This is a genomic window from Brevundimonas sp. 01N35 (genome assembly GCF_056399785.1).
The window spans coordinates 261,854-288,101 of sequence record NZ_JBFTRZ010000001.1; the positions used below are offsets into that span (position 1 = coordinate 261,854).

The 26,248-nt window shown below is 69.0% G+C and carries 17 protein-coding genes; 13 read left to right on the forward strand and 4 right to left on the reverse strand.

Translation table 11 applies throughout. The features are described 5' to 3' along the window. Positions 1-17: 17 nt before the first annotated feature. Positions 18-728: a TorF family putative porin gene (locus AC1DJ5_RS01305; RefSeq protein WP_441454002.1), complete on the reverse strand. Its 711-nt coding sequence runs from the start codon at positions 726-728 to the stop codon at positions 18-20. 375 nt (positions 729-1,103) lie between these two features. On the opposite strand from AC1DJ5_RS01305, the gene AC1DJ5_RS01310 reads away from it, so the two are divergent. The 3 genes from AC1DJ5_RS01310 (at position 1,104) to AC1DJ5_RS01320 (ending at position 4,705) form a co-directional block, all read left to right on the forward strand. Next, positions 1,104-2,558: a two-component system sensor histidine kinase NtrB gene (locus AC1DJ5_RS01310; RefSeq protein ID WP_477019418.1), complete on the forward strand. Its 1,455-nt coding sequence runs from the start codon at positions 1,104-1,106 to the stop codon at positions 2,556-2,558. Beyond that, on the forward strand, positions 2,555-3,160 hold the full coding sequence (locus AC1DJ5_RS01315) for a response regulator transcription factor (RefSeq protein ID WP_441454006.1): 606 nt from the start codon (positions 2,555-2,557) through the stop codon (positions 3,158-3,160). The genes AC1DJ5_RS01310 and AC1DJ5_RS01315 overlap by 4 nt, the downstream gene beginning before the upstream one ends. 93 nt (positions 3,161-3,253) lie before the next feature. Further along, a complete protein-coding gene (locus AC1DJ5_RS01320) occupies positions 3,254-4,705 on the forward strand; it encodes an NAD-dependent succinate-semialdehyde dehydrogenase (protein ID WP_477019419.1) in 1,452 nt (483 codons plus the stop codon). 23 nt (positions 4,706-4,728) lie between these two features. Here the strand turns inward: AC1DJ5_RS01320 and AC1DJ5_RS01325 are convergent, their stop codons facing one another. Further along, entirely contained in the window at positions 4,729-4,890 is a 162-nt protein-coding gene (locus tag AC1DJ5_RS01325; protein WP_441454010.1) for a hypothetical protein, read from the reverse strand. Positions 4,891-5,063: 173 nt separating this feature from the next. On the opposite strand from AC1DJ5_RS01325, the gene AC1DJ5_RS01330 reads away from it, so the two are divergent. The 4 genes from AC1DJ5_RS01330 to AC1DJ5_RS01345 all read left to right on the forward strand — a co-directional run bounded on the left by AC1DJ5_RS01330 (position 5,064) and on the right by AC1DJ5_RS01345 (position 13,392). Next, entirely contained in the window at positions 5,064-7,559 is a 2,496-nt protein-coding gene (locus AC1DJ5_RS01330; protein ID WP_477019420.1) for a heavy metal translocating P-type ATPase, read from the forward strand. Then, positions 7,556-7,948, forward strand: a complete 393-nt coding sequence (cueR, locus tag AC1DJ5_RS01335) for a Cu(I)-responsive transcriptional regulator (RefSeq protein ID WP_477019421.1) — start codon at positions 7,556-7,558, stop codon at positions 7,946-7,948. The genes AC1DJ5_RS01330 and cueR overlap by 4 nt, the downstream gene beginning before the upstream one ends. Before the next feature lie 128 nt (positions 7,949-8,076). Further along, complete coding sequence (locus tag AC1DJ5_RS01340; RefSeq protein ID WP_477019422.1) at positions 8,077-9,750, forward strand: MFS transporter; 1,674 nt, start codon at positions 8,077-8,079, stop codon at positions 9,748-9,750. Positions 9,751-10,005: 255 nt separating this feature from the next. Next, a complete protein-coding gene (locus tag AC1DJ5_RS01345) occupies positions 10,006-13,392 on the forward strand; it encodes a hybrid sensor histidine kinase/response regulator (RefSeq protein WP_477019423.1) in 3,387 nt (1,128 codons plus the stop codon). A 179-nt stretch (positions 13,393-13,571) separates the two neighbouring features. On the opposite strand, the gene AC1DJ5_RS01350 is transcribed toward AC1DJ5_RS01345, so the two are convergent. Continuing rightward, the gene (locus AC1DJ5_RS01350) at positions 13,572-14,186 is read right to left on the reverse strand and encodes a response regulator (protein WP_477019424.1); all 615 of its coding nucleotides are present in this window, start codon (positions 14,184-14,186) and stop codon (positions 13,572-13,574) included. A gap of 366 nt (positions 14,187-14,552) precedes the next feature. Between AC1DJ5_RS01350 and acs the strand changes: the two genes are divergently transcribed. Both acs and AC1DJ5_RS01360 read left to right on the forward strand, forming a co-directional pair. Continuing rightward, positions 14,553-16,490 (forward strand): acetate--CoA ligase, encoded by a 1,938-nt coding sequence (acs, locus tag AC1DJ5_RS01355; RefSeq protein ID WP_477019425.1) that lies wholly within the window; start codon positions 14,553-14,555, stop codon positions 16,488-16,490. Between the two features lie 234 nt (positions 16,491-16,724). Further along, entirely contained in the window at positions 16,725-17,783 is a 1,059-nt protein-coding gene (locus AC1DJ5_RS01360) for a CaiB/BaiF CoA transferase family protein (RefSeq protein WP_477019426.1), read from the forward strand. A gap of 121 nt (positions 17,784-17,904) precedes the next feature. Here the strand turns inward: AC1DJ5_RS01360 and AC1DJ5_RS01365 are convergent, their stop codons facing one another. Continuing rightward, positions 17,905-19,461, reverse strand: coding sequence for a GNAT family N-acetyltransferase (locus AC1DJ5_RS01365; protein WP_477019427.1), 1,557 nt, complete (start codon positions 19,459-19,461; stop codon positions 17,905-17,907). 134 nt (positions 19,462-19,595) lie between these two features. On the opposite strand from AC1DJ5_RS01365, the gene AC1DJ5_RS01370 reads away from it, so the two are divergent. From AC1DJ5_RS01370 to alaS, 4 genes are all read left to right on the forward strand, one after another. Next, entirely contained in the window at positions 19,596-21,107 is a 1,512-nt protein-coding gene (locus tag AC1DJ5_RS01370) for a CYTH and CHAD domain-containing protein (protein WP_477019428.1), read from the forward strand. A gap of 145 nt (positions 21,108-21,252) precedes the next feature. Then, a complete protein-coding gene (recA, locus tag AC1DJ5_RS01375) occupies positions 21,253-22,332 on the forward strand; it encodes a recombinase RecA (RefSeq protein ID WP_441454031.1) in 1,080 nt (359 codons plus the stop codon). Positions 22,333-22,810: 478 nt separating this feature from the next. Further along, entirely contained in the window at positions 22,811-23,293 is a 483-nt protein-coding gene (gene rraA / locus AC1DJ5_RS01380; RefSeq protein ID WP_477019429.1) for a ribonuclease E activity regulator RraA, read from the forward strand. Between the two features lie 261 nt (positions 23,294-23,554). Then, on the forward strand, positions 23,555-26,212 hold the full coding sequence (gene alaS / locus AC1DJ5_RS01385; RefSeq protein ID WP_477019430.1) for an alanine--tRNA ligase: 2,658 nt from the start codon (positions 23,555-23,557) through the stop codon (positions 26,210-26,212). The last annotated feature ends 36 nt before the right edge of the window (positions 26,213-26,248 follow it).

The following is a 26,248-nucleotide window of genomic DNA, read 5'->3' on the forward strand; positions in this document are numbered from 1 at the left end:
TCTTCTGTTCAGTCTGCTCAGAGCGCGAACGTCAGCGCGCCCACCAGGCGGCCGTCGTAGTTTTCGCCCAGAGCGTGGCTGTCGGTGTCGTACCAGCGCACATCCAGCACCAGCTTGTCGGTCAGCCTGTGCTTCAGGCCGAGGTTCCAGGCGGCGTATTCGGCGCCGCCGTCGGCCGTGCGGTCGGCGATGGCGGCCGAGGCCCTGGTCTTCGGCCCGACCGAAACCGTGCCCTGCAGCTCGACCCACCAGGCTTCGCGCGTCGCGGCGAAACCGTCGGGGGTGTAGTTGACGCGCAGGCGGGTGCTGACCGGGCCCAGCTTGCGCGAGGCGTCGGCCTGATATTCCCAGTAGTTGGCGTCGACGCCGGCGCGCGTGCCCGGCAGGTCGCGGTTCATGACCGAGAAATCGAACTTGTAGCCGGCCGCCTCGGGGCGCCAGCCGACAGCGCTGATGATCTCGGCGTCCGAGCCTTGCGACAGCTTGGCGGTGGAGGCGAAGACGTTGGCGTAGAAACCGCCGCCCGACACTTCGACCGTGCCGTTGACGCTCGGATCGCCGGCGCTCTTGCCCAGACCCTTGCCCATATATTCGCTGGCGACGCCGACCTGGGCGTCAAAGGTCTGCGCCTGTGCGGTTCCAGCCGTCATGACGCCGGCGAATGCCGCCAGGACGAAAATGATGCCGACGCCGTTCTGGCGTCCCACGCTACTCTGGTCGACGAGCATATCTACCTCAGTGATCCTGAGGCCTTCCTGCCTAAACAAACGTAGATTTTTGTGAATCCGCCTCTACGTAAAAACCCGCACCCGGAGATCTGCTCCCGAGGCCGCCCCGACATACCGTCGTCATGCGAGCAACCGCCGAGTCCGTTCACAAAACGTCGGTATTCGATATGTTAACGTGCAGTAACCGACATTTTTCTGACTTTATTCACGCAATCCGGGTAGTAACGACGCCCCCACAACATCAAGTTCAGCGGCAAATTGCATTAACGGTCGCTCCAGTATAGAAGGCCGCGCGCGGCCCATGACTGTAGAAGCGCCGCCTAATTCTCGCTGCCCCCTCTCACAGCGTCAGGAATCACCCGTATTCACCCGGTCGTGAAATACATTCGGCGTCTCGCCCATGCGATTTCGCGTCGCGGACTTGGAGGACTGGCGCTGGCCGTGGCGGCGGTCGGGGGATCGCTCGCGTTACGTGTCCTGCTCGATGGTCTCGGCAGCTTCTATTACTTGCCGATGTTGCCGGCGGTCATCGTTACGGCCCTGCTGACGCGGCGGCCTGCTGTCGCCCTGGCGATCGCCCTGTCCATCGCCCTCAGTATCGTACTCAAGCCGCGCGACGGCCTCACCGACACGATCAGCAACGCCGTGTTGTTTGCTGCGGTCGCCTGGACGGTAGCAGAAATCTGCTGGGGACTAAGGGCGCTGCGGCGGCGCGCCCGGCATCTGTCTCACAAATTGGCCGCCCAGGACGCCCTTCTGAATACGGTGCTGGCCACCGTGCCGGTCATGACGCTGGAGACTGACGGCCAGGTGTGCTGGCTCAATCCCGCCGCCGCACGCCTGTTCGGCGTGACCGAGCCGGCGATGATGGGACGGCCCGTCACGGACCTGGTGCCGACGTTCGACGTGACCGCCCTGTCGCGCCCCGAGCGCGCCGATGCGGCCCCGGGGTCCATGGAGGACCACTGGCAGGGGGTTCGCGCCGATGGTTCCGCCTTTCCCCTGAGCATCCAGTACGGCTGGATTCCCGGCGTGGCGGGACCGGAGCATATCGCCCTGTGCCTGACCGATCTCAGTCGCTGGCACGCCGCCGACGCCCAGGCGCGCGAACTGCATACGCAACTCAACAAGGTCTGGCGTCTCAACTCGCTCGGCGAGATGGCGGCGACCCTGGCGCACGAACTGAACCAGCCGCTGAGCGCCGCCGCCACCTATCTGCACGCCAGCCAGATCGACATGGAGCGGGCCGGCCCCCTGGGCGACAGCGCGGGCCGGACGGTGGAACTGGCCAAGGGACAGTTGCTGCGCGCCGGCAAGATTATCCGCCGGATGCGCGAACTGCTGTCGCTCGAGGCCCGCAGCCTGGGCCAGGAGCGCGCCTCCTCCATGGTCGAAGACCTGGGTCCCATCCTCGCCATGATCGGCGCCAGCGAGGGCGTGACCATCCGCATGGACCTGCAGGCCGACGACGACCTCGTCCGCGCCGAACGCATCCAGTTCCAGCAGGCCATGGTCAATCTGGTCCGCAACGCGGTCGAGGCGGTGAACGCCTGCAAAGACCCCACGGTCGTCATCGTCGGTCGTAAACTGTCCGAGACCCAGTATGCGATCAGCGTCGAGGACAACGGCCCCGGCATCGACGCCGATCAGGTGGATCGCATCTTCCAGCCGATGACCACCACCAAGACGGGCGGCATGGGCCTGGGCCTGTGCGTGACCCGCACCATCGTCGAAAGCCACGGGGGGCGTCTGTCCGTCGCCCGAAGCCCGATGGGAGGCGCCGCCTTCTCCTTCAACCTGCTCCGCGAAGCGGCGAGCGACTCCCTATGATCCAGCACTCCGTATTCATCATCGACGACGACGCGGCCGTCCGAGACTCCCTGCTGGTCCTGTTGCGCAGCGAGAACATCCGTGCGCGCGGCTTCGCCAGCGGCGCCGACTTCTTCGCCGCCTTGCCCGACGACGCCACCGCCTGCGTCATCACCGACATGCGCATGCCCGACATGGACGGCGTCGAAGTGGTGCGACGCATCACCCGGGAGCGCGGAACAGCCTGGCCGGTCATCGTCATCACCGGCCACGCCGACGTGCCCATGGTGGTGCAGATGATGAAGGCGGGCATCGTCGACTTCATCGAAAAGCCGTTCGACCCGCAGCGACTGATCGAGACCGTGCGCGGCTGCCTGGCCCGGCTTTCGGATCTCCGCCAGAGCCACGACGCCAGAGCCGCGACCCTGGTCCGCCTGGCGCGACTGACCCCGCGCGAGCGTCAGGTGTTCGACGCCCTGATCCAGGGAGCCTCCAACAAGGAGATCGCCCTGGCGCTGGACATCAGTCCGCGCACCGTCGAGGTCTTCCGCGCCAAGGTCATGACCAAGATGGAGGCCGACAGTCTGTCCGCCCTGGTCCGCATGGGACTGATGCTGGCCTGATCCCGAGGCCGATCCCGTGCCCTGAGCAAGGGGCTTGCAGCCGCGCGGGTTCGGGGACGTTATGAAGGCTCGATCCGCCTGGAGCCTCGCCCGATGACCGTTTCCGCCGACGACCGCCTGATCCGCAGCTTGGCCTATGTGGACGGGGCCTGGGTCGGGGCGGACGACGGGGCGACCTTCGCGGTGACGGACCCGGCGACCGGCGAGACCCTGGGCGTCGTGCCGCGCATGGGCGCCGCCGAGACCCGCCGCGCCATCGCCGCCGCCGAAACCGCCAGAAAACCCTGGGCTGCGAAGACCGCGGGCGAGCGCGCCCGAATCCTGCGCCGCTGGTTCGATCTGATGATGCAGGAGCAGGAGGGGCTGGGCCGTCTGCTGACCCGCGAACAGGGCAAGAGCCTGACCGAGGCGAAGGGCGAGATCGCCTACGCCGCCAGCTTCATCGAGTGGTTCGCCGAGGAGGGAAAGCGCACCTATGGCGAGGTCATCCCGACCCATGACGCGGGCAAGCGGCTGGTCGCCATCCGCCAGCCGGTCGGGGTGGTCGGGGCCATCACGCCGTGGAACTTCCCCGCCGCCATGATCACCCGCAAGGTCGGCCCGGCCCTGGCCGCTGGCTGCGCCGTGGTGCTGAAACCGGCCAGCCAGACGCCGCTGTCGGCGCTGGCGCTCGCGGTCCTGGCCGAGGAGGCGGGCCTGCCCAAGGGGCTGTTCAACGTCCTGACCGGCTCGGCCTCGGAGATCGGCGGCGAACTGACCTCCAATCCGACGGTGCGCAAGATCAGCTTCACGGGGTCGACGGAAATCGGCCGCACCCTGATGCGGCAGTCGGCCGATACCATCAAGAAACTGAGCCTGGAGCTGGGCGGCAACGCCCCCTTCCTGGTCTTCGACGACGCCGACATCGACGCGGCGGTGGCCGGCGCCGTGGCGTCCAAGTTCAGGAACAGCGGCCAGACCTGCGTCTGCACCAACCGCTTCTATGTCCAGTCGTCGGTCCACGACGAATTCGTCGCCAAGCTGGCCCAGGCGACCGAGGCGCTGAAGGTCGGCAACGGGCTGGAGGACGGCGTCCAGATCGGCCCGCTGATCGACGCCAAGGCGGTGAAGAAGGTCGAGGAGCATATGGCCGACGCCACAGCCAAGGGGGCGACGGTCGTGACCGGCGGGAAACGCCACGCCCTGGGCGGCACCTTCTTCCAGCCGACCGTGCTGTCAGGCGTCACGTCCGACATGCTGATCTGCCAGGAGGAGACCTTCGGCCCCGTCGCGCCCGTCGTCCGCTTCGAGACGGAAGACGAGGCGCTGAAACTGGCCAACGCCACCGAGTTCGGGCTGGCCGGCTATTTCTACGCGCGCGACATGGGCCGGGTCTGGCGCGTGGCCGAGGCGATGGAGACCGGCATGATCGGCGTCAACACCGGCCTGATCTCCACCGCGGTCGCGCCCTTCGGCGGGATCAAGCAATCCGGCCTGGGTCGCGAAGGCTCAAGCCACGGCATCGAGGACTACCTCGAGCTGAAATATATCTGCATGGGCCTGTAGAGCCCGCAGTCACGACAGAGCCGTCAGTCCTCGAACTGGTCCCCCGAGGCGCCGGTCTCGCCAGCCTTGGCCGCTGCGGCCTCGGCGCGCTTGGCGGCCTTCGCGGCCGCCTTGGCCTCGGCCTTCTTGGCGTCGGCGCGCTCGCGCTCTTGCCGTTCGAAACTGTAGTTGGGCTTACGGGCCATTGATGTCCTCTCGCGCCAGGCCGCCGGATGGCGACGTCAGACCTCCATTTGATCCCTGTCGCCCGCTGCGACAACACTGAAACGGCGCGCGGCCCCGAATTCAACGCCTTGACCTTCCCATCATAGGAACCTTCATAAGGGACAGGATCTTGGTGAGTTGAGGAGTTTCGGCCATGACCGCCCCGTCCGACCGTATCGTTGAAATCCCTGTGCGCGGCATGAGCTGCGCCAGTTGCGTCGGCCGCGTCGAGCGCGCCCTGAAGGCGGCGCCGGGCGTCAGCGACGCCTCGGTCAACCTGGCCTCGGGCCGCGCCCGGGTGACGCTGACGGGCGACGGCGCGGCGACCGCGGCGGCCGAGGCCATCCGCGCCTCGGGCTATGAGCCCGCCGAACACAGCGTCGAATTGAAGATCGCCGGCATGACCTGCGCCAGCTGCGTCGGTCGGGTCGAACGCGCGCTGAAGGCCGCGCCCGGCGTGCTGGACGCGACCGTCAACCTGGCGACGGAGCGGGCCGCGATCCGCATGATCGACGGCGCGACCGATCAGGCCGCCCTCATCGCCGCCGTTAAGGCCGCCGGCTACGCCGCCGAGCCGGTCGGCGCGCCCGACGCCGACGCCCAGGACCGCGAACAGGCCGCCCGCGCCGCTGAACTGCGCGGCCTGGGCCGGGCTGTCGCCGTCGCCGCCGTCGCCACCCTTCCGCTGTTTGTCATCGAGATGGGGTCGCATGTCGTCCCCGGCATGCACCACTGGCTGAACAGCGCCATCGGCCAGACGCCGTGGCGCATCATCAGCTTCGTCCTGGCCAGCCTCGTCCTGTTCGGGCCGGGCCTGCGCTTCTTCCGCAGCGGCGTGCCCAATCTGATCCGACTGACGCCGGAGATGAACGCCCTGGTGGTGCTGGGTGCCACGGCGGCCTGGGCCTTCTCGACCGTGGCGACCTTCGCGCCGCAGGTCCTGCCCGCCGGCACGGCCAACGTCTATTTCGAGGCGGCGGCGGTGATCGTCACCCTGATCCTGATCGGCCGCTGGTTCGAGGCCAGGGCCAAGGGCCGCACCAGCCAGGCCATTCGCCGGCTGATGGCCCTGCAGGCCAAGACCGCCCGCGTCGAACGCGACGGCGTGGAAGTCGAACTGCCCATCGCCGAGGTCCGCCCCGGCGATGTCGTCTCCGTGCGTCCCGGCGAGCGCGTGCCGGTCGACGGCGTGGTAGTGGACGGTGCCTCCTTTATCGACGAATCCCTGCTGACGGGCGAGCCGATCCCGGTGGAAAAGACCATCGGGGCAGATGTGGTCGGCGGCTCGATCAACACCACGGGCGCCTTTCGCTTCCGCGCCGAGAAGGTCGGGGCCGACACGGTGCTGGCCCAGATCGTGCGCATGGTCGAGGCGGCGCAGGGCGCCAAGCTGCCGATCCAGGCGCGGGTCGATCAGATCACCGGCTGGTTCGTCCCCGCCGTGATCGCCGCCGCCGTCCTGACCTTCGTCGTCTGGCTGGTCTTCGGGCCGCAGCCGGCGCTGGGCATGGCCCTGGTCAATGCGGTGGCCGTGCTGATCATCGCCTGCCCCTGCGCCATGGGCCTGGCCACGCCGACCTCGATCATGGTCGGCACCGGCCGCGCCGCCGAACTGGGCGTCCTGTTCCGCAAGGGCGAGGCGCTGCAGGCCCTGAAGGGGGTCCAAGTGATCGCCTTCGACAAGACCGGCACCCTGACCCTGGGCCGTCCCGAACTGACCGATTTGGAGACCGCCGAGGGCTTCGACGAGGCCGAGGTCCTGGCCCTGGTCGCCGCCGTCGAGACCCGGTCGGAGCACCCCATCGGCCAGGCCCTGATCAAGGCGGCCGAGGCGCGCGGCCTGGCCGTCATCGCGCCCGACCGCTTCGGCTCGGCCCCCGGCATGGGCGCGGAAGGCGTCGTCGGCGGCCGCACGGTTCAGGTCGGCGCCGACCGCTACATGCGCGATCTCGGCCTCGATCCGGCCCTGTTCGCCGAAACCGCCGCGCGGCTGGGCGACGAGGGCAAGACGCCGCTCTACGCCGCCGTCGACGGGCGGCTGGCAGCCATCATCGCCGTGGCCGACCCGATCAAGCCGACCAGCGCCGCCGCCATCCAGGCCCTGCACGCCCTGGGCCTGAAGACGGCGATGATCAGCGGCGACAACCGCCGCACCGCCGAGGCCGTCGCCCGCCGCCTGGGCATCGACGAGGTGCGCGCCGAGGTCCTGCCGGACGGCAAGGTCGCGGTGATCGAGGGGCTGCGTCAGGGCGGCCGCCGCGTCGCCTTCGTCGGCGACGGGGTCAACGACGCCCCGGCCCTGGCGGCGGCGGACGTGGGCCTGGCCGTCGGCCACGGCGCCGACGTGGCCATCGAAAGCGCCGACGTGGTGCTGACCGGCGGCGACCTGCGCGGCGTGGTCAACGCGGTGGGCCTGTCGCGCGCGACCATGCGCAACATCACCGAGAACCTGATCTGGGCCTTCGGCTACAATGTCGTGCTGATCCCGGTGGCGGCGGGGGTGCTGTATCCGGCCTTCGGCCTGCTGCTGTCGCCCATGCTGGCGGCGGGGGCCATGGCCCTGTCCAGCGTCAGCGTCCTGACCAACGCCCTGCGCCTGCGCGGCTTCAAATCCCTGATCGCCGCCCCGATCGACGGAGCCAAGTCATGAACATCGGTCAGGCCTCCAGCGCCACCGGCGTCTCGGCCAAGATGATCCGCTATTACGAGTCCGTCGGCCTGATCCGGCCGGCGGCGCGGACCGACAGCAATTATCGCGACTTCTCGGAGCGCGACGTCAACGACCTGCGCTTCATCCGCCGCGCCCGGGGGCTGGGTTTCTCTGTCGAGGAGATCACCCGGCTGCTGTCGCTGTGGCGCGACGGCCAGCGGCCCAGCCGCGAGGTCAAGGCGCTGGCCGACCAGCATGTCGCGGCGCTGGACGCGCGCATCGCTGAAATGCAGGCCATGGCCGACGCCTTGCGCGATCTGGCCCGCGCCTGCGCCGGCGACGAACGCCCGGACTGCCCCATTCTGACGGACCTCGCCGCCGGCCGTTAAGCGTTGCGGCGTTCGACCAAAGTCGCCTCTTCAAATCCTCCGCCCGGCTGTCACTCTCCCCTCCGACGATCCGGCACAGGATCGCGGGGAACGGTCGCGAAACGCGGCCAGACAGGAAGGGACTGCCCATGACCGACCGCACCATGGATGCGGCGGAGGGCGTGGAACACACCGTCGATCGCAATGATCGACTGGTGATTCTGGCGTCGTCCGTCGGCACCGTCATCGAATGGTACGACTTCTATCTCTACGGCTCGCTGGCCGCGATCATCACCACCCAGTTCTTCTCGGGCGTGAACGAGACCACCGGCTACATCTTCGCCCTGATGGCCTTCGCCGCAGGTTTTGCCGTCCGGCCCTTCGGGGCCATCGTCTTCGGGCGGCTGGGCGACCTGTGGGGGCGCAAGAACACCTTCCTCGTCACCATGCTGCTGATGGGCCTGTCGACCTTCGTGGTCGGCCTCTTGCCGCCCTATGCGGCCATCGGCATCGCCGCGCCGATCATCCTCGTCGTCATGCGCCTGATCCAGGGTCTGGCGCTCGGCGGTGAATACGGCGGCGCCGCCACCTACGTCGCCGAGCACGCCCCGCACGGCAAGCGCGGCTTCTACACCTCCTTCATCCAGATCACGGCGACGGCGGGCCTGGTGCTCAGCCTGGCCGTCATCCTGGGCGTGCGCTTCGCCGTCGGCGAGGACGCCTTCATCCAGTGGGGCTGGCGCATTCCCTTCCTGGTCTCGATCCTGCTGCTGGGCGTGTCGCTGTGGATTCGCCTGAAGCTGGCCGAGAGCCCCTCGTTCAAGAAGATGAAGGCCGAAGGCAAGGGCTCGACCACCCCGCTGAAGGACAGCTTCGCCAAGTGGCCGAACCTGAAGCTGGTGCTGATCGCGTTGGTCGGTCTGACCGCCGGCCAGGCGGTCATCTGGTACACGGGTCAGTTCTACGCCCTGTTCTTCCTGGAGCGAGTGCTGCGGGTCGACGCCTCTCTGGTCTACGTCATGCTGGCCGTCGCCCTGCTGCTGGCCTCGCCCTTCTTCATCTTCTGGGGCTGGCTGTCGGACAAGGTGGGGCGCAAGCCGATCATCCTGGCCGGCTGCCTGCTGGCCGCCGCCACCTACTTCCCGCTGTTCAACGCGCTGACCGAAGCGGCCAACCCGCGTCTGGCGGCGGCGGCGGCCTCGGCCCCGGTCACGGTCTATGCCGATCCCGCCGACTGCCACCTGCAGTTCGACCCCGTGGGCAAGACGGTGTTCAACCACTCCTGCGACCTGGCCAAGTCCTATCTGGCCAAGGCCGGCGTGACCTACACCAATGTCGCCGCGCCCGCCGGGACGGTGGCCGAGGTCCGCATCGGCGATCAGGCGGTCGTCACCAGCTTCCGCGGCGACGCCATGACGACGGCCGACTTCGCCGCCCGGAAGAAGACCTGGGAAGCGGGCCTGGGCGAGGCCCTGACCACCGCCGGCTATCCCGCCAAGGCCGACAGCGCCCTGGTCAACAAGCCGATGGTGGTGCTGATCCTCTTCATCCTCGGCTTCTACGTGACCATGGTCTACGGGCCGATCGCGGCGGCCTTGGTCGAGATGTTCCCGACCCGGATCCGCTACACCTCGATGTCCCTGCCCTATCACATCGGCAACGGCTGGTTCGGCGGCTTCCTGCCGACCACCGCCTTCGCCATGGTCGCGGCCACGGGCAATATCTACTACGGCCTCTGGTATCCGATCGTGGTGGCGCTCGCGACGGTCGTGCTGGGCTTCCTGCTGGTCAAGGAAGGCAAGGACGTCGATCTGAACGCGTAAGCCGCAACCTTCGCCAAGCTGCGGGGGCGGTCCGGTTCACCGGGCCGCCCTTTGTCTTTTCCCTCAAGAGCTACTCCCAACCGCTCATCCCGGCGGACGCCGGGATCCAGTGCTTTGGCTGCATAGAGCGCCATTTCTCCCGTGGCGACTACGGCTCTTACTGGATCCCGGCGTCCGCCGGGATGAGCGGGAATACTGGTGTCAGTCCCCATTTCATCCTTGTCCCAAGGCCCCGCTCCGTCCCAGATGCCGGTCATGTTCAGCCTCGCGACCCTGGCCCTGGTGGCCGCCTATATGGCGACCCTGTTCGCGGTCGCCTGGTGGTACGAGCGCCCGTCGATCAAGACGCGCGGCGGGGCGCTGGGGCCGTCGCTCTATGCCCTGTCGCTGGCCATCTACTGCACCTCCTGGACCTATTACGGGGCGGTGGGGACGGCGGCGCGGTCGGCCTGGGAATACCTGCCCATCTATGTGGGCCCGGCGCTGGGCGTGACGGTGCTGTTCCCGCTGTGGAAGCGGATCGCGGCGGCGGCCCGGCGCGAGAACGTCGGCTCGATGGCCGACTTCATCTCATCGCGCTACGGCAAGAGCCCGGCCCTGGGCGCGGCGGTGGCCGTCGTCGCCATCCTGGGCTCCCTGCCCTACATCGCGCTACAGCTGAAATCCCTGTCGATGGCGGGCGAGATGATCACCGCCGGGACGCCCGTCGCAGGCTCCGAGAGCCTGACGGTTCTGGTGATGGCCGGGGTTCTGGCCGGGTTCGCCATCCTGTTCGGGGCGCGTCGTCCCGACCTGACCGAGCACAACCGCGGCCTGATCCAGGCCATCGGCATCGAGTCCATCGTCAAGCTGGCGGCCCTGCTGGCCGTCGCCGTCTTCGCCCTGATGCTGCTGCGCCACGCCCCGGCCTCGGCCGCCGTGACCGCCAGCCTCGGCGATCTGGCGCGCGGACCCGATCTGGACAGCCGGTTCTGGGCCATCGTCCTGGTGGCGACCCTGGCCATCTTCTGCCTGCCGCGTCAGTTCCACGTCGCCTTTGTCGAGGGCGGCGACCCGGCCCAGGTGCGGCGCGCGCGCTGGATCTTTCCCCTCTATCTGCTGCTGACCAGTCTGGCGGTCCTGCCTCTGGTGGCGGCGGGTGGCCTGTTCGCGCCCCACGTCAATCCCGACCTGCTGGTGCTGGCCCTGCCGCTGAACGCCGGCCAGCCAGCCCTGACGGCGATCGTCTTCGTCGGCGGCTTTTCGGCGGCGACCGCCATGGTCATCGTCGAGGCCGTGGCCCTGTCGGCCATGGTGTCCAACAACCTGATCCTGCCGTTGCTGGCCGCCGAACGCCGCAAACGCGGCGAGCGCTCGGGAGACATGGCGCGCACCATCCTCAACATCCGCCGCGTGGCCATCGTGGCCCTGCTGCTGATGGCCTGGGTCTATTATCAGGCCATGGACCAATCCAGCGGTCTGGCGGCCATGGGGCTGGTGTCCTTCGCCGCCCTGGCCCAACTGGCCCCCGCCCTGTTCGGCGCGGTGCTGTGGCGCGGCGGGCGGGCGCGGGGGGCGCTGGCGGGCTTAAGCGTCGGCATGGCGGTCTGGCTGGTCATGCTGGCGGCGCCGCAGTTGGCGCCCGGCTTCGGCCTGAACGTCCCGGCCATGATCGGGTTGAGCGATCCGTTCGCCGCGGGGGTCTTCCTCAGTCTGGCGCTGAACCTCGGCGTCTTTGTTCTGGTGTCGAAGCTGGGCACGCCGCGCCTGATCGACCGGGTTCAGGCCCGCGCCTTCGTCGACCGTCTGGGGCCCGACTGGATGGAGGGACGCGGCGGCTTGGCCGGGGCCTCGGTCGGCGACCTGAAGGCTCTCGTCGCCCGCTTCATCGGCGACGAACGGGCCGAGCGCGCCTTCGCCGCCTGGGCGCGCGAGACCGAGATCAAGCTGCGCGACGCCGACCCCGCCGACGCCGGCCTGGCCCGTGCCGCCGAACGCATGCTGGCGGGGGCGGTCGGCGCCGCCTCGGCCCGGCGCGTCATCGCCGCCGCCCTGGCCGCCGGGGGCCGCGCGCCCGAGGACGTGGTGCGGATGCTCGACGAGGCCTCGCAGGCGGTCCAGTTCAACCGCGACCTGCTGCAGACCACGCTGGACAACATCGATCAGGGCGTCAGCGTCGTGGACGAGGACCTGCGCCTGACCGCCTGGAACCGGCGCTATGTCGAGATGTTCGGCCTGCCCCCGGGCTTCATCCACGTCGGCCTGCCCATCGCCGCCGTCTATCGCCTGAACGCCGAGCGCGGCGAAAGCGACGCCGGCGCCGGCGCCGGCGACATCGAGGCCTGGGTCGAGCGGCGGCTGGAGGCCCTGGCTCGCCGCATCCCGCACGACCACGAGCGCGAACAGCCCGACGGCCGGATTCTGCGGTCATCTGGCGCGCCCATCCCCGGCGGCGGCTACGCCACCAGCTATACCGACATCACCGCCCTGCGCCGCGCCGCCCGCGATCTGGAGGAGGCCAACGAGCGGCTGGAGGCCCGCGTCGCCGACCGCACCGAGCGGCTGGAGGAGGCCCGCCGTCTGGCCGAGGACGCCACGGCCTCCAAGACCCGCTTCCTCGCCGCCGCCAGCCACGACCTGTTGCAGCCGCTGCACGCCGCCCGCCTGTTCATCGCCGCGTTGAAGGAGGAGCCGGCCCTGGCGCCCAGGTCCGCCGCGCGCGGGCTGGCTGCGAACGCCGACCGCTCCATCGACAGCGCCCACCGCCTGCTGACGGCGCTGCTCAACCTGTCCAAGCTGGAGGCGGGCGGGGTTCAGCCCGCCGTGGCCCCCCTGTCGCTGGACGCCCTGTTCGCCGAGCTGAGCCGCGAGTTCGCGCCCATGGCCCGGGCCAAGTGGCTGCGGCTGACGGTGGCGCCATCGGGTCTGTGGGTTTCGTCAGACCACGACCTGCTGCGCTCCATGCTTCAGAACCTGGTCGGCAACGCCATCCGCTACACCGACCGGGGCCGGGTTCTGGTCGGCGCGCGGCGCGACGGCGAGACGGTGCAGATGCTGGTCTGCGACACCGGACGCGGCATCCCCGATGCCGATCGCGAAAGCGTTTTCGGCGAGTTCGTGCGCCTGCCCGGCGCCCCGGTGGACGAACCCGGCGCGGGTCTGGGTCTGGCCATCGTGCAGAAGCTGTCGGACCTGCTGCGCCATCCGCTGTCGATGGCCTCGCGGGTCGGACGCGGCACGACCTTCCGCGTCAGCGCGCCGCGCGCCGCCGCGCGGGTCGTGGTCGCCGCACCAGCCGAGAGCGACGTCCGCCTGCCGCTGGCGGGCCTGCGGGTGCTGTGCGTGGACAACGAGCCCGCCATCCTCGACGCCCTGACGGCGCTGCTGACCCGCTGGGGCGCGCAGGCGACCACGGCGCTGACGGCGGCGGAGGGCGTGGCGGCCAAGGGGCCGTTCGACGCCGCCCTGATCGACCTGCATCTGGGCGACGGGGCGGACGGGCTGACGGTCGTGGACGCCCTGCAAGCGCGCGGGTTGCGCCGCATCGCCCTCGTCACCGCCGACACCCGCGAGGGTCTGAAGGAAACGGCCGCGGCGGCCGGCGCGACCCTGCTGCCCAAACCGGTCAAGCCGGCGGCGCTGAAGGCCTTCCTGTCGAGTTAGCTCATATCCTTCTCCCCTTGCGGGAGAAGGTGGGCGCCGGAGGCGCTCGGATGAGGCGTGCCGGCGCGACGTCAGACAGCGTGACAGGCGGGCGGCGATCACCTCCAGATGAGGCGCTGACACCCCTCATCCGTCAGGCTTCGCCTGCCACCTTCTCCCACAAGGGGAGAAGGAAGATTTTACAGGTCGATCGACTGGGCCAGGATCACCGCCTGGGTCCGGTTGTGCACCCCCAGCTTGCGGAAGACGCTGGTCAGATGCGCCTTGATGGTGGCCTCGGTGACGCCGAGGTCGAAGGCGATCTGCTTGTTCAGCCGCCCGGCCTTCAGGCCTTCGAGGATGCGCAGCTGCGACGGCGTCAGGCTGGCGATGCGGGCTTCCAGATCGCCTTCCTCGGGTCCGGGCTCGCCCACGTCGGGGGCCCAGTGGTCGCCGGACAGGATGGCGGCGATGGCCTCGACCATGACCGGCAGGGCGGCGGACTTGGGAATGAAGCCGGCGGCGCCCAGCACGAGCGCCCGCCTCACCGTAGGCGGCTCCTCGCTGGCCGAGACCACGGCGACGGGCACGGCGGGATGATCAGTACGGATGCGGGTCAGGCCCGCCATCCCCTCGCTGTCCGACAGTTTCAGGTCCAGCAGCAGCAGGTCGACGGGATCGCCCGCCAGCATCGTCTGCACCTCGGCCAGACTGGCGCATTCGGCGATCACGGCGCCCGGCGCGGCCTTTTCGACAGCCGATCTCAACGCCGCCCGAAACAGAGGGTGGTCGTCGGCGACGACGATGCGATCCATGAAGGTCCTTCCCGCGCGCGATTCTCTAATTCGGGTCGAGGCCGCGCTGTGACGGCACTACCATGCCGCGCCCCGACTTTGGTCGAAACTAGACCAATGGCTAATGGCCGCAAACCGCCCTCGCGCGGAATGCTGCGCTTTCGAGGTTCGCATCAGACGGACCCGGGAGGATGACGGCATGAGACTATTCCGCCTGCCCGGCGGCGCGGCTGCGCGCCTGTTCGCGCCCTATCGGCGTTTGATGTCGGGGCCGAACTGATGTTCGCTGACCGCAAGCTGGAATCGGGACTGGACGGCGACATGTCCCCTCTGATCCTGTTCGCCGAATACGGCTTCTGAAAAACAAGAAACTGGAGGAATGCGCGCGTGTCTGATCCGGAACTCTATCCCGTCCCCGCCGACCTGGCCGCCCGCGCCCACATGGACCGCGACGCCTATGAGGCGGCCCGGATCGCGGCGCGCGAAACCCCCGACGCCTATTGGGGCGAACAGGCCAGGCGCCTCGACTGGATGACCTTCCCGACCAAGATCAAGGACGTCAGCTTCGACAAGGAAGACTTCCGCATCCGCTGGTTCGAAGACGGGGTGCTGAACGTCTCGGCCGAGTGCATCGACCGCCACCTGCCCCATCGCGCGAACGATGTCGCCATCATCTGGGAAGGCGACGAGCCGAGCGACAGCGAGCGCGTCACCTACGGCCAACTGCACGAACGCGTCTGCCGCATGGCCAATGTGCTCAAGGCCAACGGCGTCCAGAAGGGCGACCGCGTCACCATCTATCTGCCGATGATCCCCGAGGCGGCCTACGCCATGCTGGCCTGCGCCCGCATCGGCGCGGTCCATTCGGTCGTCTTCGGCGGCTTCTCGCCCGACAGCATCGCCGGCCGCATCGAGGACTGCGGCTCCACCTTCGTCATCACCGCCGACGAGGGCTGCCGCGGCGGCAAGAAGGTGCCGCTCAAGGCCCATGTCGACACGGCGCTGGAAAAGGTGTCGGGCGTCGACGGCGTCCTGCTGATCCGCCACACCGGCGCGGACGTGGGCTTCGTCGCGGGCCGCGATCTGGATTACGAGACCGAAACGAGGGCGGTCACGGCCCACTGCCACCCCGAGCCGATGCACGCCGAGGACCCGCTGTTCATCCTCTACACCTCGGGCTCGACCGGAAAGCCCAAGGGCGTGCTGCACACCACGGGCGGCTATCTGTTCTGGGCCAGCTACACCCACGAACTGGTCTTTGATTATCGGCCCGGAGAGGTCTTCTGGTGCACCGCCGACGTGGGCTGGGTGACGGGTCACTCCTATGGAGTCTATGGCCCGCTGGCCAACGGCGCCACGACCCTGCTGTTCGAGGGCGTGCCCAACTATCCGACCGTCAGCCGTTTCTGGGAGGTCATCGACAAGCATCAGGTCGAGATCTTCTACACCGCCCCCACCGCCCTGCGCTCGCTGATGCGCGAGGGCGACGCCCCGGTGAAAGCCACCAGCCGCAAGTCGCTTCGCCTGCTGGGTTCGGTCGGCGAGCCGATCAATCCCGAGGCCTGGCGCTGGTATCATGAGGTCGTCGGCGAGGGCCGCCTGCCCATCGTCGACACCTGGTGGCAGACGGAGACCGGCGGCGTCCTGATCTCGCCCCTGCCGGGCGCGACGGACCTGAAGCCCGGCTCGGCCACCAAGCCCCTGCCCGGCGTCGAGCTGCAGATCGTCGATGCCGACGGCGAGGTGCTGGAGGGCGCGACCGAGGGCAACCTCGTCATCACCGACAGCTGGCCGGGCCAGATGCGCAGCGTCTATGGCGACCACCAGCGTTTCTTCGAGACCTATTTCTCGACCTATCCGGGCAAGTATTTCACCGGCGACGGCTGCCGCCGCGACGCCGACGGCTACTACTGGATCACCGGCCGGGTCGATGACGTGATCAACGTCTCGGGCCACCGCATGGGCACCGCCGAGGTCGAGAGCGCCCTGGTCCTGCACGAAGCGGTGGCCGAGGCCGCCGTGGTCGGCTTCCCCCACGACATCAAGGGGCAGGGCATCTACGCCTATGTCACCCTGAACAAGGGGGTCGAGCCGACCGAGGCGCTGCGCAAGGAACTGATCGCCCAGGTGCGCGAGGAGATCAGCCCCATCGCCGCCCCCGACGTCATCCAGTGGGCGCCGGGCCTGCCCAAGACCCGCTCGGGCAAGATCATGCGGCGCATCCTGCGCAAGATCGCCGAGAACGAACTGGGCGCCCTGGGCGACACCTCGACCCTGGCCGACCCTTCGGTCGTCGACGACCTGGTGAAGAACCGGGCGGCTTAGGCCCTTATCGCCCCCTTCCCCCTCGAGGGGGGAAGGGTCGGGGATGGGGGTGAGGGCGCGACGGCGCCGATCAGGCGCGGGAGACGCGGCGTCTCCGCAGCCTCATCGGAAACGACCTGCCGACACCCCCACCCAACCCTCCCCCCTCGGGGGAGGGCTTCAGGTCAAGCCTCCCTCCGAAAGGCGGTCCCGGCTGGTCTGGACGGGGCCGCCCGCCTCGGCTTGAGTGGGGGCATGAGCAGAACCCTCGACGGCCTGACCATCATCGAACTGGCGGGCGTTGGCCCGGCTCCCTTCGGCGGCATGATGCTGGCCGACCACGGGGCGGAGGTGATCCTGGTGCACCGCCCCGGCGTCGCGCCCGATCCGCGCGACCCATTGAACCGCAACCGCGCCCGTCTGGTCGAGGCGGACCTGAAGACGCCCCAGGGCGCCGCCCGCGTCCGCGATCTGGCGCGCACCGCCGACGGCCTGATCGAGGGCTTCCGCCCCGGCGTCATGGAGCGGCTGGGCCTCGGCCCCGAGGTGCTGCTGGCCGACAATCCGCGCCTGGTTTACGGCCGCATGACCGGCTGGGGCCAGGACGGGCCGCTGGCCCCGGCGCCCGGCCACGACATCGACTACATCGCCCTGTCCGGCGCGCTGCACGCCTTCGGTCGGGCGGGCGAGAAGCCGACGCCGCCGATCAACATGGTCGGGGATTTCGGCGGCGGCGGGATGCTGCTGGCCTTCGGCATGGTCGCCGGTCTGCTCAAGGCCCAGCGCAGCGGGCGCGGCGACGTCATCGACTGCGCCATGAGCGAGGGTTCGGCCCTGCTGATGAGCATGATCTGGGGCTTTCGCCAGACCCTGCCCGCCCCGCTGCCCAGTTCCCTGACCTGGCGCGACGAACGCGGGGTCAACCTGCTCGACACCGGGGCCCATTTCTACGAGACCTATGAGACCGCCGACGGCAAACATCTGGCGGTCGGGGCCATCGAGCCGCCCTTCTACGCCGCGCTCCTTCGCCTGACGGGGCTGACCGGCGACCCCGCCTTCGCCGCCCCCTTCGACCCCGCCGCCTGGCCCGCGCTGAAGGAGCGACTGGCCGACGTCTTCCGCACCCGCACGCGCGACGATTGGTGCGCTGATCCCGAGGCGCTGCAGGCCTGCGTCGCCCCCGTCCTGTCGATGGCCGAGGCGCCGGCGCATCCGCACAATCGGGCTCGAGGCGCCTTCGTCACCGCCCAGGGCGTCGTTCAGCCCGCCCCTGCCCCGCGCTTCCGCGACAGTCCGGCGCGGAAGCCAGAGTAGCGGCCCCACTAACCTCCGCTCCCCCCGGCGGACGCCGGGGGCCAGTCCTTTGGCTACTGAATTGGCTGCGTTTCAAACGTCCCGCCCTTGGCCAAAGGGCTGGATCCCGGCGTGGTGAGGATCACCCCCCGTCGGCCCACACCGTCTTGTAGAGGTCGAAGCGACGGTCGCGCAGGTTGCGCACCGTCCCCTGCGCCTTGGCCCAGGCCAGGTCCGACAGGTCCAGATCCGCCACCGTCACCGTCTCGACGTTCTCCGAGGCCTCGGCCGCCACCCCGTCGCGCGCGAAGGGGAAGTCGCACGGCGTCAGGATGCAGGACTGGGCGTACTGGATGTCCATGTTCTCGACATTGGGCAGGTTGCCGACATTGCCCGACAGCACGACGTAGCACTGGTTCTCGACCGCCCGCGCCTGCGAGCAGTAGCGCACCCGCAGATAGCCCTGGCGATTGTCGGTGCAGAAGGGCACGAACAGGATGCGCGCGCCCTCGTCGGCCAGGCGCCGCGCCAATTCCGGGAACTCGGAATCATAGCAGATCATCACTCCGATCGGGCCGCAGTCGGTGGAGATGGCGTGGACGCGGTCGCCGCCCTTGATGTTCCACCAGTGACGCTCGTTCGGGGTCGGGTGCAGCTTCTCCTGCTCGTGCACCGAGCCATCGCGCAGGAAGACATAGGCGACGTTGTGGATGTCGCCGTCCTCGGCCCGCGTCGGGTGCGAGCCGCCGATGATGTTGACATTGTAGCCGACCGCCAGCTTGCGCATCTCCTCGACGAAGCGGGGCGTGTAACGCGTCAGGGCCTCGATGGACTCCGCCGGGGTCAGCTTCTTCTGCGCCAGCGACAGAAGCTGCAGGGTGAACAGCTCGGGAAACACCACGAAGTCGGCGCGATAGTCCGACACCACGTCGACGAAATATTCAACGTTGTCGATGAACTCCTCGAAGCTGGCGACCTTGCGCATCTGCAGCTGGACGGTGGCCACCCGCACCGTCTCCTTGACGGCGAAGGCCGCCCCCTTGCCGGTCGCCGGCAGATAATAGGGGTTGCGCCAGATCATGTGGGCGGCGTGGCCCATCGAGGCCGTGTCGGAGGTCAGATAGTTCTTCAGCACCCCGATCGGCTCGAATCCCGAGCGCAGGTGAAATCCGATCACCGGGTCGTTCAGCTTGCGCGCCGCCACCGCGTCCAGATAGTCGCGCGGATCGGGATAGGCGGTCTTGCGCCGCGACAGGCCCGGCATCCGCCCGCCAAAGACGATCCCCTTCAGGTTCTGCGCCTCGCACAGGTCGCGCCGCGCGTCGTAGAGGCGCTGGCCGATGCGCAGGCGCCGCCGGGCGGGGTCGACGCAGACCTCCATCCCGTAGAGCCATTCGCCCTGCGGATCGTGCCGCGCGCCATAGCCGCCGCCGGTAATCTCGACCCAGGTGTGCGGCCCCATCGCCGTCTTCTCGTCGATGCGGAAGCTGGCGGCGTAGCCGACGATCTCGCCCTCGAACTCGACCACGAACTGGCCGTCGGGATAGGTGGCGATCTGTCCCCGCAGCATGCCGGGCGTATAGGGCGGCATGTCCTTGTAGACGCGCGCCACCAGGGCGTTGATGGCGGTGACGTCGGCCATGCGCGCATTGCGAATGATCAGGACGGCGGGTTTGGCGGGCGGCGTGATCTCGGTCATCCCGACCTAACGCGCCACCTTGGCCGTGGATCACCGGACGGGCGAATTCCGTTGCAACCCCGCCCCGGGGCCTGGGATTAGGCTAGAGACCGCCGCCGCTTCATAATGGAGCTTCGGACAGGACAGGGCGGCGCATGACGGCTCCCGCGATCGAAACCGAACTGAAGTTCCGGCTCGGCCCCGGCGCGGTCGTGCGCCTGTCGGGCCATCCGGCGCTGCAGGGCGAGCAGCGGACGGACCACCTGCGCTCGGTCTATTTCGACACCCCCGACGGCCTGCTGCGCGCCGCCGGCTTCGGCCTGCGGGTACGCGCGACCGGCGACGGCTTCGTCCAGACGCTGAAGCGCCAGACCGCCCCCGGCCAGACCGCGCGCGACGAGTGGGAGGCCCCCGTCGCCTCCGAAGCCCTGGACCTCGCCGCGCTCAAGGCCACGCCCGCACACAGACTGCTGAAGGGCCGCCGGCGCGACCTGTCGCCCCGCTTCGCCACGACCGTCGTGCGCCGGGTGCACATGGTCCGCCTGGACGGCGCCCTGATCGAGGTCGCCTTCGACGCGGGCGACCTGTCGGTAGGCGAGCGGCGCGAGCCGATCTACGAGCTGGAGCTGGAGCTGAAGGCGGGCGAGCCCTCCGCCCTGTTCGCCCTGGCCCGGCGGCTGGCGCGCGACCTGGCCATCGTCCCGGTGTTCGAAAGCAAGGCCGAGCGCGGCTGGCGGCTGGCCGACGGCGCGAGCCGGAAGCCGCGTCCGCCCACGCCCGCGCCCCTGACGCCCGAGATGACCGCGGCGCCGGCCTTTCGCCGCCTGGCCATGGCCTGTCTGGCCCAGGTTTCAGCCAACGCCGAACTGCTGCGCGTCGTGCGCCGTCCCGAGGCGGTGCATCAGTTGCGCGTCGGCCTGCGCCGACTGCGCGCCGTCGTCGCCGTCTTCCAGCCCCTGCTGGCCGAGGCGGACCGCGAGCGGATCGAGACCGAGCTGAAATGGCTCGCGCGCGAGACCGACGCCGCGCGCGATCTGGACGTCTTCATCCGCGACGTCTTCCACCCGACCGTTGTGGACGCGCCCTCGCCGGATCTCGTCCCGCTGGGTCGCCGCCTGCTGGCCGCCCGGGGCCAGGCCTACGACCGCGCCCTCGCGGCCATAGGGTCGTCGCGCTACGGCCTGATGATGCTGGAGACGACCGCCTGGATCGAGACGGCCGCCCTGCCCGACGCCCCGGTCGAGCGGTTCGCCCGGACGGCCCTGGACCGGCTGCACCGTCAGGTCGAGCGCCGCGGCCGGGACCTGGCCGGGCAGGACGCCGACAGCCGCCACCACCTGCGCATCCGCGCCAAACGTCTGCGCTACGCCGCCGAATTCTTCGCCGACCTCTTCCCCGCCCGGCGCCGCCGCGCCGGCTATCTGAAGGCGCTGGAACGGATGCAGGACACGCTCGGCACCCTCAACGATCTGGCCGTGGCGCGCGACCGAATCCCCGGCGAGGCCCATCTGGACGACCCCCCCGTCGCCTTCGCCGCCGGGCGCGTCATCGGCCGTCGCGAGCGCGCCGAAGCCGCCCTGCTGGCCGACGCCGTCAAGGCCACCCGGCGTTTCCACGACGCCGCGCCCTTCTGGAACCGACACAGGAAACGTCAGAAACGGTCGTAGGCCACAACCGTTCTCACCGCTGTAAATGAGAACATCTTGTGAACCAGAACAAACCATGCACATAGTCCGTCTCACAGAGGGAGCGGGTCCTTGGCGGGTCTCTCCCAAAGCCCAGAATGGAATCATGGCAAGGGAGAGAAAACCAATGGCACAGGCGGCATTGAAGCTCGTGGGTAAAGAAGACGGCGAAAAGCAACGCGCTCTGGAGGCGGCGATCGCGCAGATCGATCGCGCCTTCGGCAAGGGCTCGGTGATGAAACTGGGCAAGGGCGGCGTGGCGGTGGAAATCGCCAGCGTCTCGACCGGCTCGCTCGGCCTCGACATGGCGCTCGGCATCGGCGGTCTGCCGCGCGGACGCGTCATCGAGGTGTTCGGCCCTGAATCCTCGGGCAAGACCACCCTGGCCCTGCACACCGTGGCCGAAATCCAGAAGGCCGGCGGCACCGCCGCCTTCGTCGACGCCGAACACGCGCTGGATCCCGGCTACGCCCAGAAGCTGGGCGTCAATCTGGACGACCTGCTGGTGTCGCAGCCCGACACGGGCGAGCAGGCGCTGGAGATCGTCGACACCCTGGTGCGCTCGGGCGCCGTGGACATCGTCGTGGTTGACTCGGTCGCCGCTCTGACGCCGCGCGCCGAAATCGAAGGCGAGATGGGCGACAGCCTGCCCGGCCTGCAGGCCCGCCTGATGAGCCAGGCGCTGCGCAAGCTGACCGCCTCGATCTCCAAGTCGAACTGCATTGTCCTGTTCATCAACCAGATCCGCCACAAGATCGGGGTCATGTACGGTTCGCCGGAAACGACGACCGGCGGCAATGCGCTGAAATTCTACGCCTCGGTCCGCCTCGACATCCGCCGCACCGGCGCGATCAAGAACCGCGACGAGGTCGTCGGCAACACCACCCGCGTCAAGGTGGTCAAGAACAAGGTCGCCCCGCCGTTCCGCGAGGTCATCTTCGACATCATGTACGGCGAAGGCATCTCCAAACTGGGCGAGATCATCGACCTGGGGGTCAAGGCCGGGGTCATCGACAAGGCCGGCAGCTGGTTCAGCTATGACTCGATCCGCATCGGCCAGGGCCGCGAGAACGTGCGCGAGTTCCTGAAACAGAACCCCGACATGGCCGCCTCCATCGAGGCGGCGGTGCGCGCCTCCACCAACAAGATCGCCGACGAGTTGCTGGGCACGCCCGAGCCCGATGAAGGCCAAGATCTGGAAGGGTGAATCCGGAGGGCTGATCCAGCCCCTCCGCCAGCTACTCCGTCCGCCGTCCCCCGCGACCCGCCGAACGACCCCGCGGGGCTCGGGCCGGACGGAGCCGGCCCGCCCGATCCGCATCGGGCGGGCCTCTTTTTGTCTGGGGGATGGCCGCCCGATCCGCATCGGGCGGGCCTCTTTTTGTTTGGGGCAATGGCCGCCCCGATCCGCATCGGGGGTGCCTTGCGCCCCTGTTCGAGCAGTCCCTCGGCCGTCACCCCGGACGGCCCGAAGGGACGATCCGGGGTCCAGGCGTCGGCCCCAATGGCATGGACGGAGAAATGTCAGACGCCTGGGTTCCGGGTTCGCTTCGCGCCCCGGAATGACGGTCAAGAAAGACGGAACGCTCTCCGATCCGCATCCAACCGGCTTTTTTTGTCGCCGCGCCGACTGTTCGAGGCGCGGCCCTCCGGGCAAGCTGAGCCGCGAAAAACCGGAGCCTCCCATGACCATCGCCACCGCCGACCTGTGCGACGCCCACCCCGACGCGGTGAAGGTCTGCCAGACCCCGTTCCGAAGCTTCGGCAAGGTCGCGGCCTTTCACGGACCGATCCGCACCCTCAGCGTGCTCGACGACAACGCCCTGGTCCGCCAGGCGCTGGAGCGCCCCGGTCAGGGCGCGGTTCTGGTGGTCAATGGCGGCGGGTCGCTGAAGCGCGCCCTGGTCGGCGACAACCTGGCTGGGCTGGCCATCGACAACGGCTGGGCCGGGATCATCGTCCACGGCGCCGTCCGCGACACCAGCGTGCTGAACACCATGGAGGTGGGCGTCAAGGCCCTGGGCACAGTCCCCCTGCGCGCCGACCGCGACGGCATCGGCGAAATCGACATCGCCATCAGCTTTGGCGGGGTCATCTTCACCCCCGGCGACTGGCTCTATGCCGATGGCGACGGGGTCATTGTTTCGGCCGAACGGCTGCACGACTGACAACAGCTTTCCTCCCTGTCGCGGAGCGATGGGGAGGTGGATCGGCGGCGAAGCCGGCGAGACGGAGGGGGCGTCTCAACGGGCTGACCTCTGTGCCGCCCCCTCCACCGCTACGCGGTCCCCCTCCCCATGGAATGGGGAGGAAAAAGCCCAGCGCCCCCGCGCGATCACGTGCGGGTGATGCGTTCGGGGCAAAACCCCTATATGACGCCCGTTCCGACATTCTCCCCGCGCGTCCGAATTCCTTAGAGCGATACGCCCATGACCAGCCTGAAACAGATCCGCTCCACCTTCCTCGACTACTTCGCCGCGGACGGCCACGAGAAGGTGCAGTCGGCTCCGCTGGTGCCGCAGAACGACCCGACCCTGCTGTTCGTCAACGCGGGCATGGTGCCGTTCAAGGACTATTTCACCGGCGCCGCCACCCCTCCCTACAAGCGCGCCACCTCGTCGCAGAAGTGCGTGCGCGCCGGCGGCAAGCACAACGACCTGGACAACGTCGGCTACACCGCGCGTCACCACACCTTCTTTGAAATGCTCGGCAACTTCTCGTTCGGCGACTACTTCAAGGACCACGCCATCGAGAGCGCCTGGGGCCTGCTGACCAAGGAATTCGGCCTCGACGCCAACCGCCTGCTGGTCACCGTCTATCACACCGACGACGAAGCCTTTGACATCTGGAAGAAGGTCACCGGCTTCTCGGACGACAAGATCATCCGCATCCCGACGGCCGACAACTTCTGGGCCATGGGCGACAGCGGCCCGTGCGGTCCGTGCACGGAAATCTTCTACGACCACGGCGACCACATCTTCGGCGGCCCTCCGGGCTCGCCTGACGAAGACGGCGACCGCTTCGTGGAGATCTGGAACAACGTCTTCATGCAGTACGAGAAGGAGAACGATAAGATCGTTCGCGACCTTCCCAAGCCCAGCGTCGACACCGGCATGGGCCTGGAGCGCATCGCCGCCGTGCTGCAGGGCGTCCACTCCAACTACGACGTCGACCTGTTCCGCAGCCTGATCGGCGCCTCGGAAGAACTGACCTCGACCAAGGCCGAGGGCGAGCGCGCCCCCAGCCACCGCGTCATCGCCGACCACCTGCGCTCGTCCTCCTTCCTGATCGCCGACGGCGTCACCCCCTCGAACGAGGGTCGCGGCTATGTCCTGCGCCGCATCATGCGCCGCGCCATGCGCCATGCTCACCTGCTGGGGTCGTCGGACCCGCTGATGCACCGTCTGGTGCCGACCCTGGTCGAGGAGATGGGCGAGGCCTATCCCGAACTGCGCCGCGCCCAGGCCTTCATCGAGGACACGCTGAAGCAGGAAGAGATTCGCTTCCGCACCACGCTGGGTCGCGGCATGAACCTGTTCGACCAGGCGACGACCGGCTTCAAGCCCGGCGATATGCTGGACGGCCAGACGGCCTTCGCCCTCTACGACACCTACGGCTTCCCGCTGGACCTGACGCAGGACGAGGCCCGTCGTCGCGGCTTCTCGGTCAACGTCGCCGGGTTTGAAGCCGCCATGGACGAGCAGCGCGCCCGCTCGCGCGAACACTGGACCGGCTCGGGCCAGACGGCTTCGGCCGGCGCCTGGCTGAGCTTGCGCGACCAGCACGGCGTGACCCAGTTCACCGGCTATGAGTCGGAAACCGGCGAGGGCCAGGTCGTCGCCATCCTGAAGGACGGCGTCGCGGTGGACGCCGCCGAGGCCGGCGAGGTGGTCGAGGTCGTGCTGAACCAGACCCCCTTCTACGCCGAAGGCGGCGGTCAGGCCGGCGACAAGGGCGTCTTCGTCTGGACCAACGGCGAAGGCCGCGTGCTGGACACCAAGAAGCACGCCGACCTGTTCGTCCACGCGGTCCAGGTGGCCCAGGGCGCGGCCCTGACGGTCGGCGCCACGGTGACGGCTACGGTCGAGCCGGGCTCGCGCCCGACGACCCGCGCCAACCACTCGGCCGCCCACCTGCTGCATGCGGCGCTGAAGAACGTGCTCGGCCCACACGTCGCCCAGAAGGGCCAGATGGTCGATTCTGAGCGCATGCGCTTCGACTTCAGCCACAACGCCCCGGTGACAGAGGACGAACTGGCCCGGATCGAGGACGAGGTGAACGCGGTCATCCGCCAGAACCTGCCGACCACGACCCAGTTGATGCACCCCGAAGCCGCCATCGAGGCCGGCGCCGTCGCCCTGTTCGGCGAGAAGTACGGCGACGAGGTCCGCGTCCTGACCCTGGGCCACGCCCTGTCAGGCGAGGGCGCCTATTCGGTTGAACTGTGCGGCGGCACCCACGTCGCCCGCACCGGCGACATCGCCCTGTTCAAGATCGTGTCGGAAGGCGGCGTCGCCGCCGGCGTCCGCCGCATCGAGGCTCTGACCGGCGAGGCCGCGCGTCAGTTCCTGCTGGCCCAGGCCAATGTCGCCCGTTCGCTGGCCCAGGGCTTCAAGATCCAGACCGCCGACGTTCCGGCCCGGGTCGAGGCCCTGAGCGCTGAACGCAAGGCGCTGGAGAAGCAGGTCGCCGACCTGAAGAAGCAACTGGCCCTCGGCGGCGGCGCGGGCGCCAATGCGGCCCCGGAAACCATCAACGGCGTCACCCTGATCGCCCGCGTCCTGGACGGCGTGGACGGCAAGGGCCTGCGCGGCGTGGCCGAGGACTTCAAGAAGCAGATCGGCTCCGGCGTCGTCGCCCTGGTCGGCGTCACCGACGGCAAGGCGGCCATCACGGTGGCCGTGACCCCTGACATGGCGGGCCCAGAATCAGGGAAGGTCAACGCGGCTGATCTGGCCCGCGACGCCGTCATCGCCATGGGCGGCAAGGGCGCGGGCGGCAAGCCCGACTTCGCCCAGGGCGGCGCCCCGGACGGTGCCAAGGCCGAAGCCGGTCTGGACGCCATCCGGGCTGCTCTGAAGGGCTGATTGCGCTCAGAGCTGAAACAGGAAAGGGCGGCGCAT

Coding starts and splice junctions, on each gene's coding strand:
- AC1DJ5_RS01370 (WP_477019428.1), top strand. CDS start 19,596: ATGACGGCTCCCGCGATCGAAACCGAACTGAAGTTCCGGCTCGGCCCC.
- AC1DJ5_RS01305 (WP_441454002.1), bottom strand. CDS start 728: ATGCTCGTCGACCAGAGTAGCGTGGGACGCCAGAACGGCGTCGGCATC.
- AC1DJ5_RS01340 (WP_477019422.1), top strand. CDS start 8,077: ATGACCGACCGCACCATGGATGCGGCGGAGGGCGTGGAACACACCGTC.
- AC1DJ5_RS01365 (WP_477019427.1), bottom strand. CDS start 19,461: ATGACCGAGATCACGCCGCCCGCCAAACCCGCCGTCCTGATCATTCGC.
- AC1DJ5_RS01330 (WP_477019420.1), top strand. CDS start 5,064: ATGACCGCCCCGTCCGACCGTATCGTTGAAATCCCTGTGCGCGGCATG.
- AC1DJ5_RS01320 (WP_477019419.1), top strand. CDS start 3,254: ATGACCGTTTCCGCCGACGACCGCCTGATCCGCAGCTTGGCCTATGTG.
- rraA (WP_477019429.1), top strand. CDS start 22,811: ATGACCATCGCCACCGCCGACCTGTGCGACGCCCACCCCGACGCGGTG.
- recA (WP_441454031.1), top strand. CDS start 21,253: ATGGCACAGGCGGCATTGAAGCTCGTGGGTAAAGAAGACGGCGAAAAG.
- AC1DJ5_RS01350 (WP_477019424.1), bottom strand. CDS start 14,186: ATGGATCGCATCGTCGTCGCCGACGACCACCCTCTGTTTCGGGCGGCG.
- AC1DJ5_RS01345 (WP_477019423.1), top strand. CDS start 10,006: ATGTTCAGCCTCGCGACCCTGGCCCTGGTGGCCGCCTATATGGCGACC.
- AC1DJ5_RS01315 (WP_441454006.1), top strand. CDS start 2,555: ATGATCCAGCACTCCGTATTCATCATCGACGACGACGCGGCCGTCCGA.
- AC1DJ5_RS01325 (WP_441454010.1), bottom strand. CDS start 4,890: ATGGCCCGTAAGCCCAACTACAGTTTCGAACGGCAAGAGCGCGAGCGC.
- alaS (WP_477019430.1), top strand. CDS start 23,555: ATGACCAGCCTGAAACAGATCCGCTCCACCTTCCTCGACTACTTCGCC.
- AC1DJ5_RS01360 (WP_477019426.1), top strand. CDS start 16,725: ATGAGCAGAACCCTCGACGGCCTGACCATCATCGAACTGGCGGGCGTT.
- cueR (WP_477019421.1), top strand. CDS start 7,556: ATGAACATCGGTCAGGCCTCCAGCGCCACCGGCGTCTCGGCCAAGATG.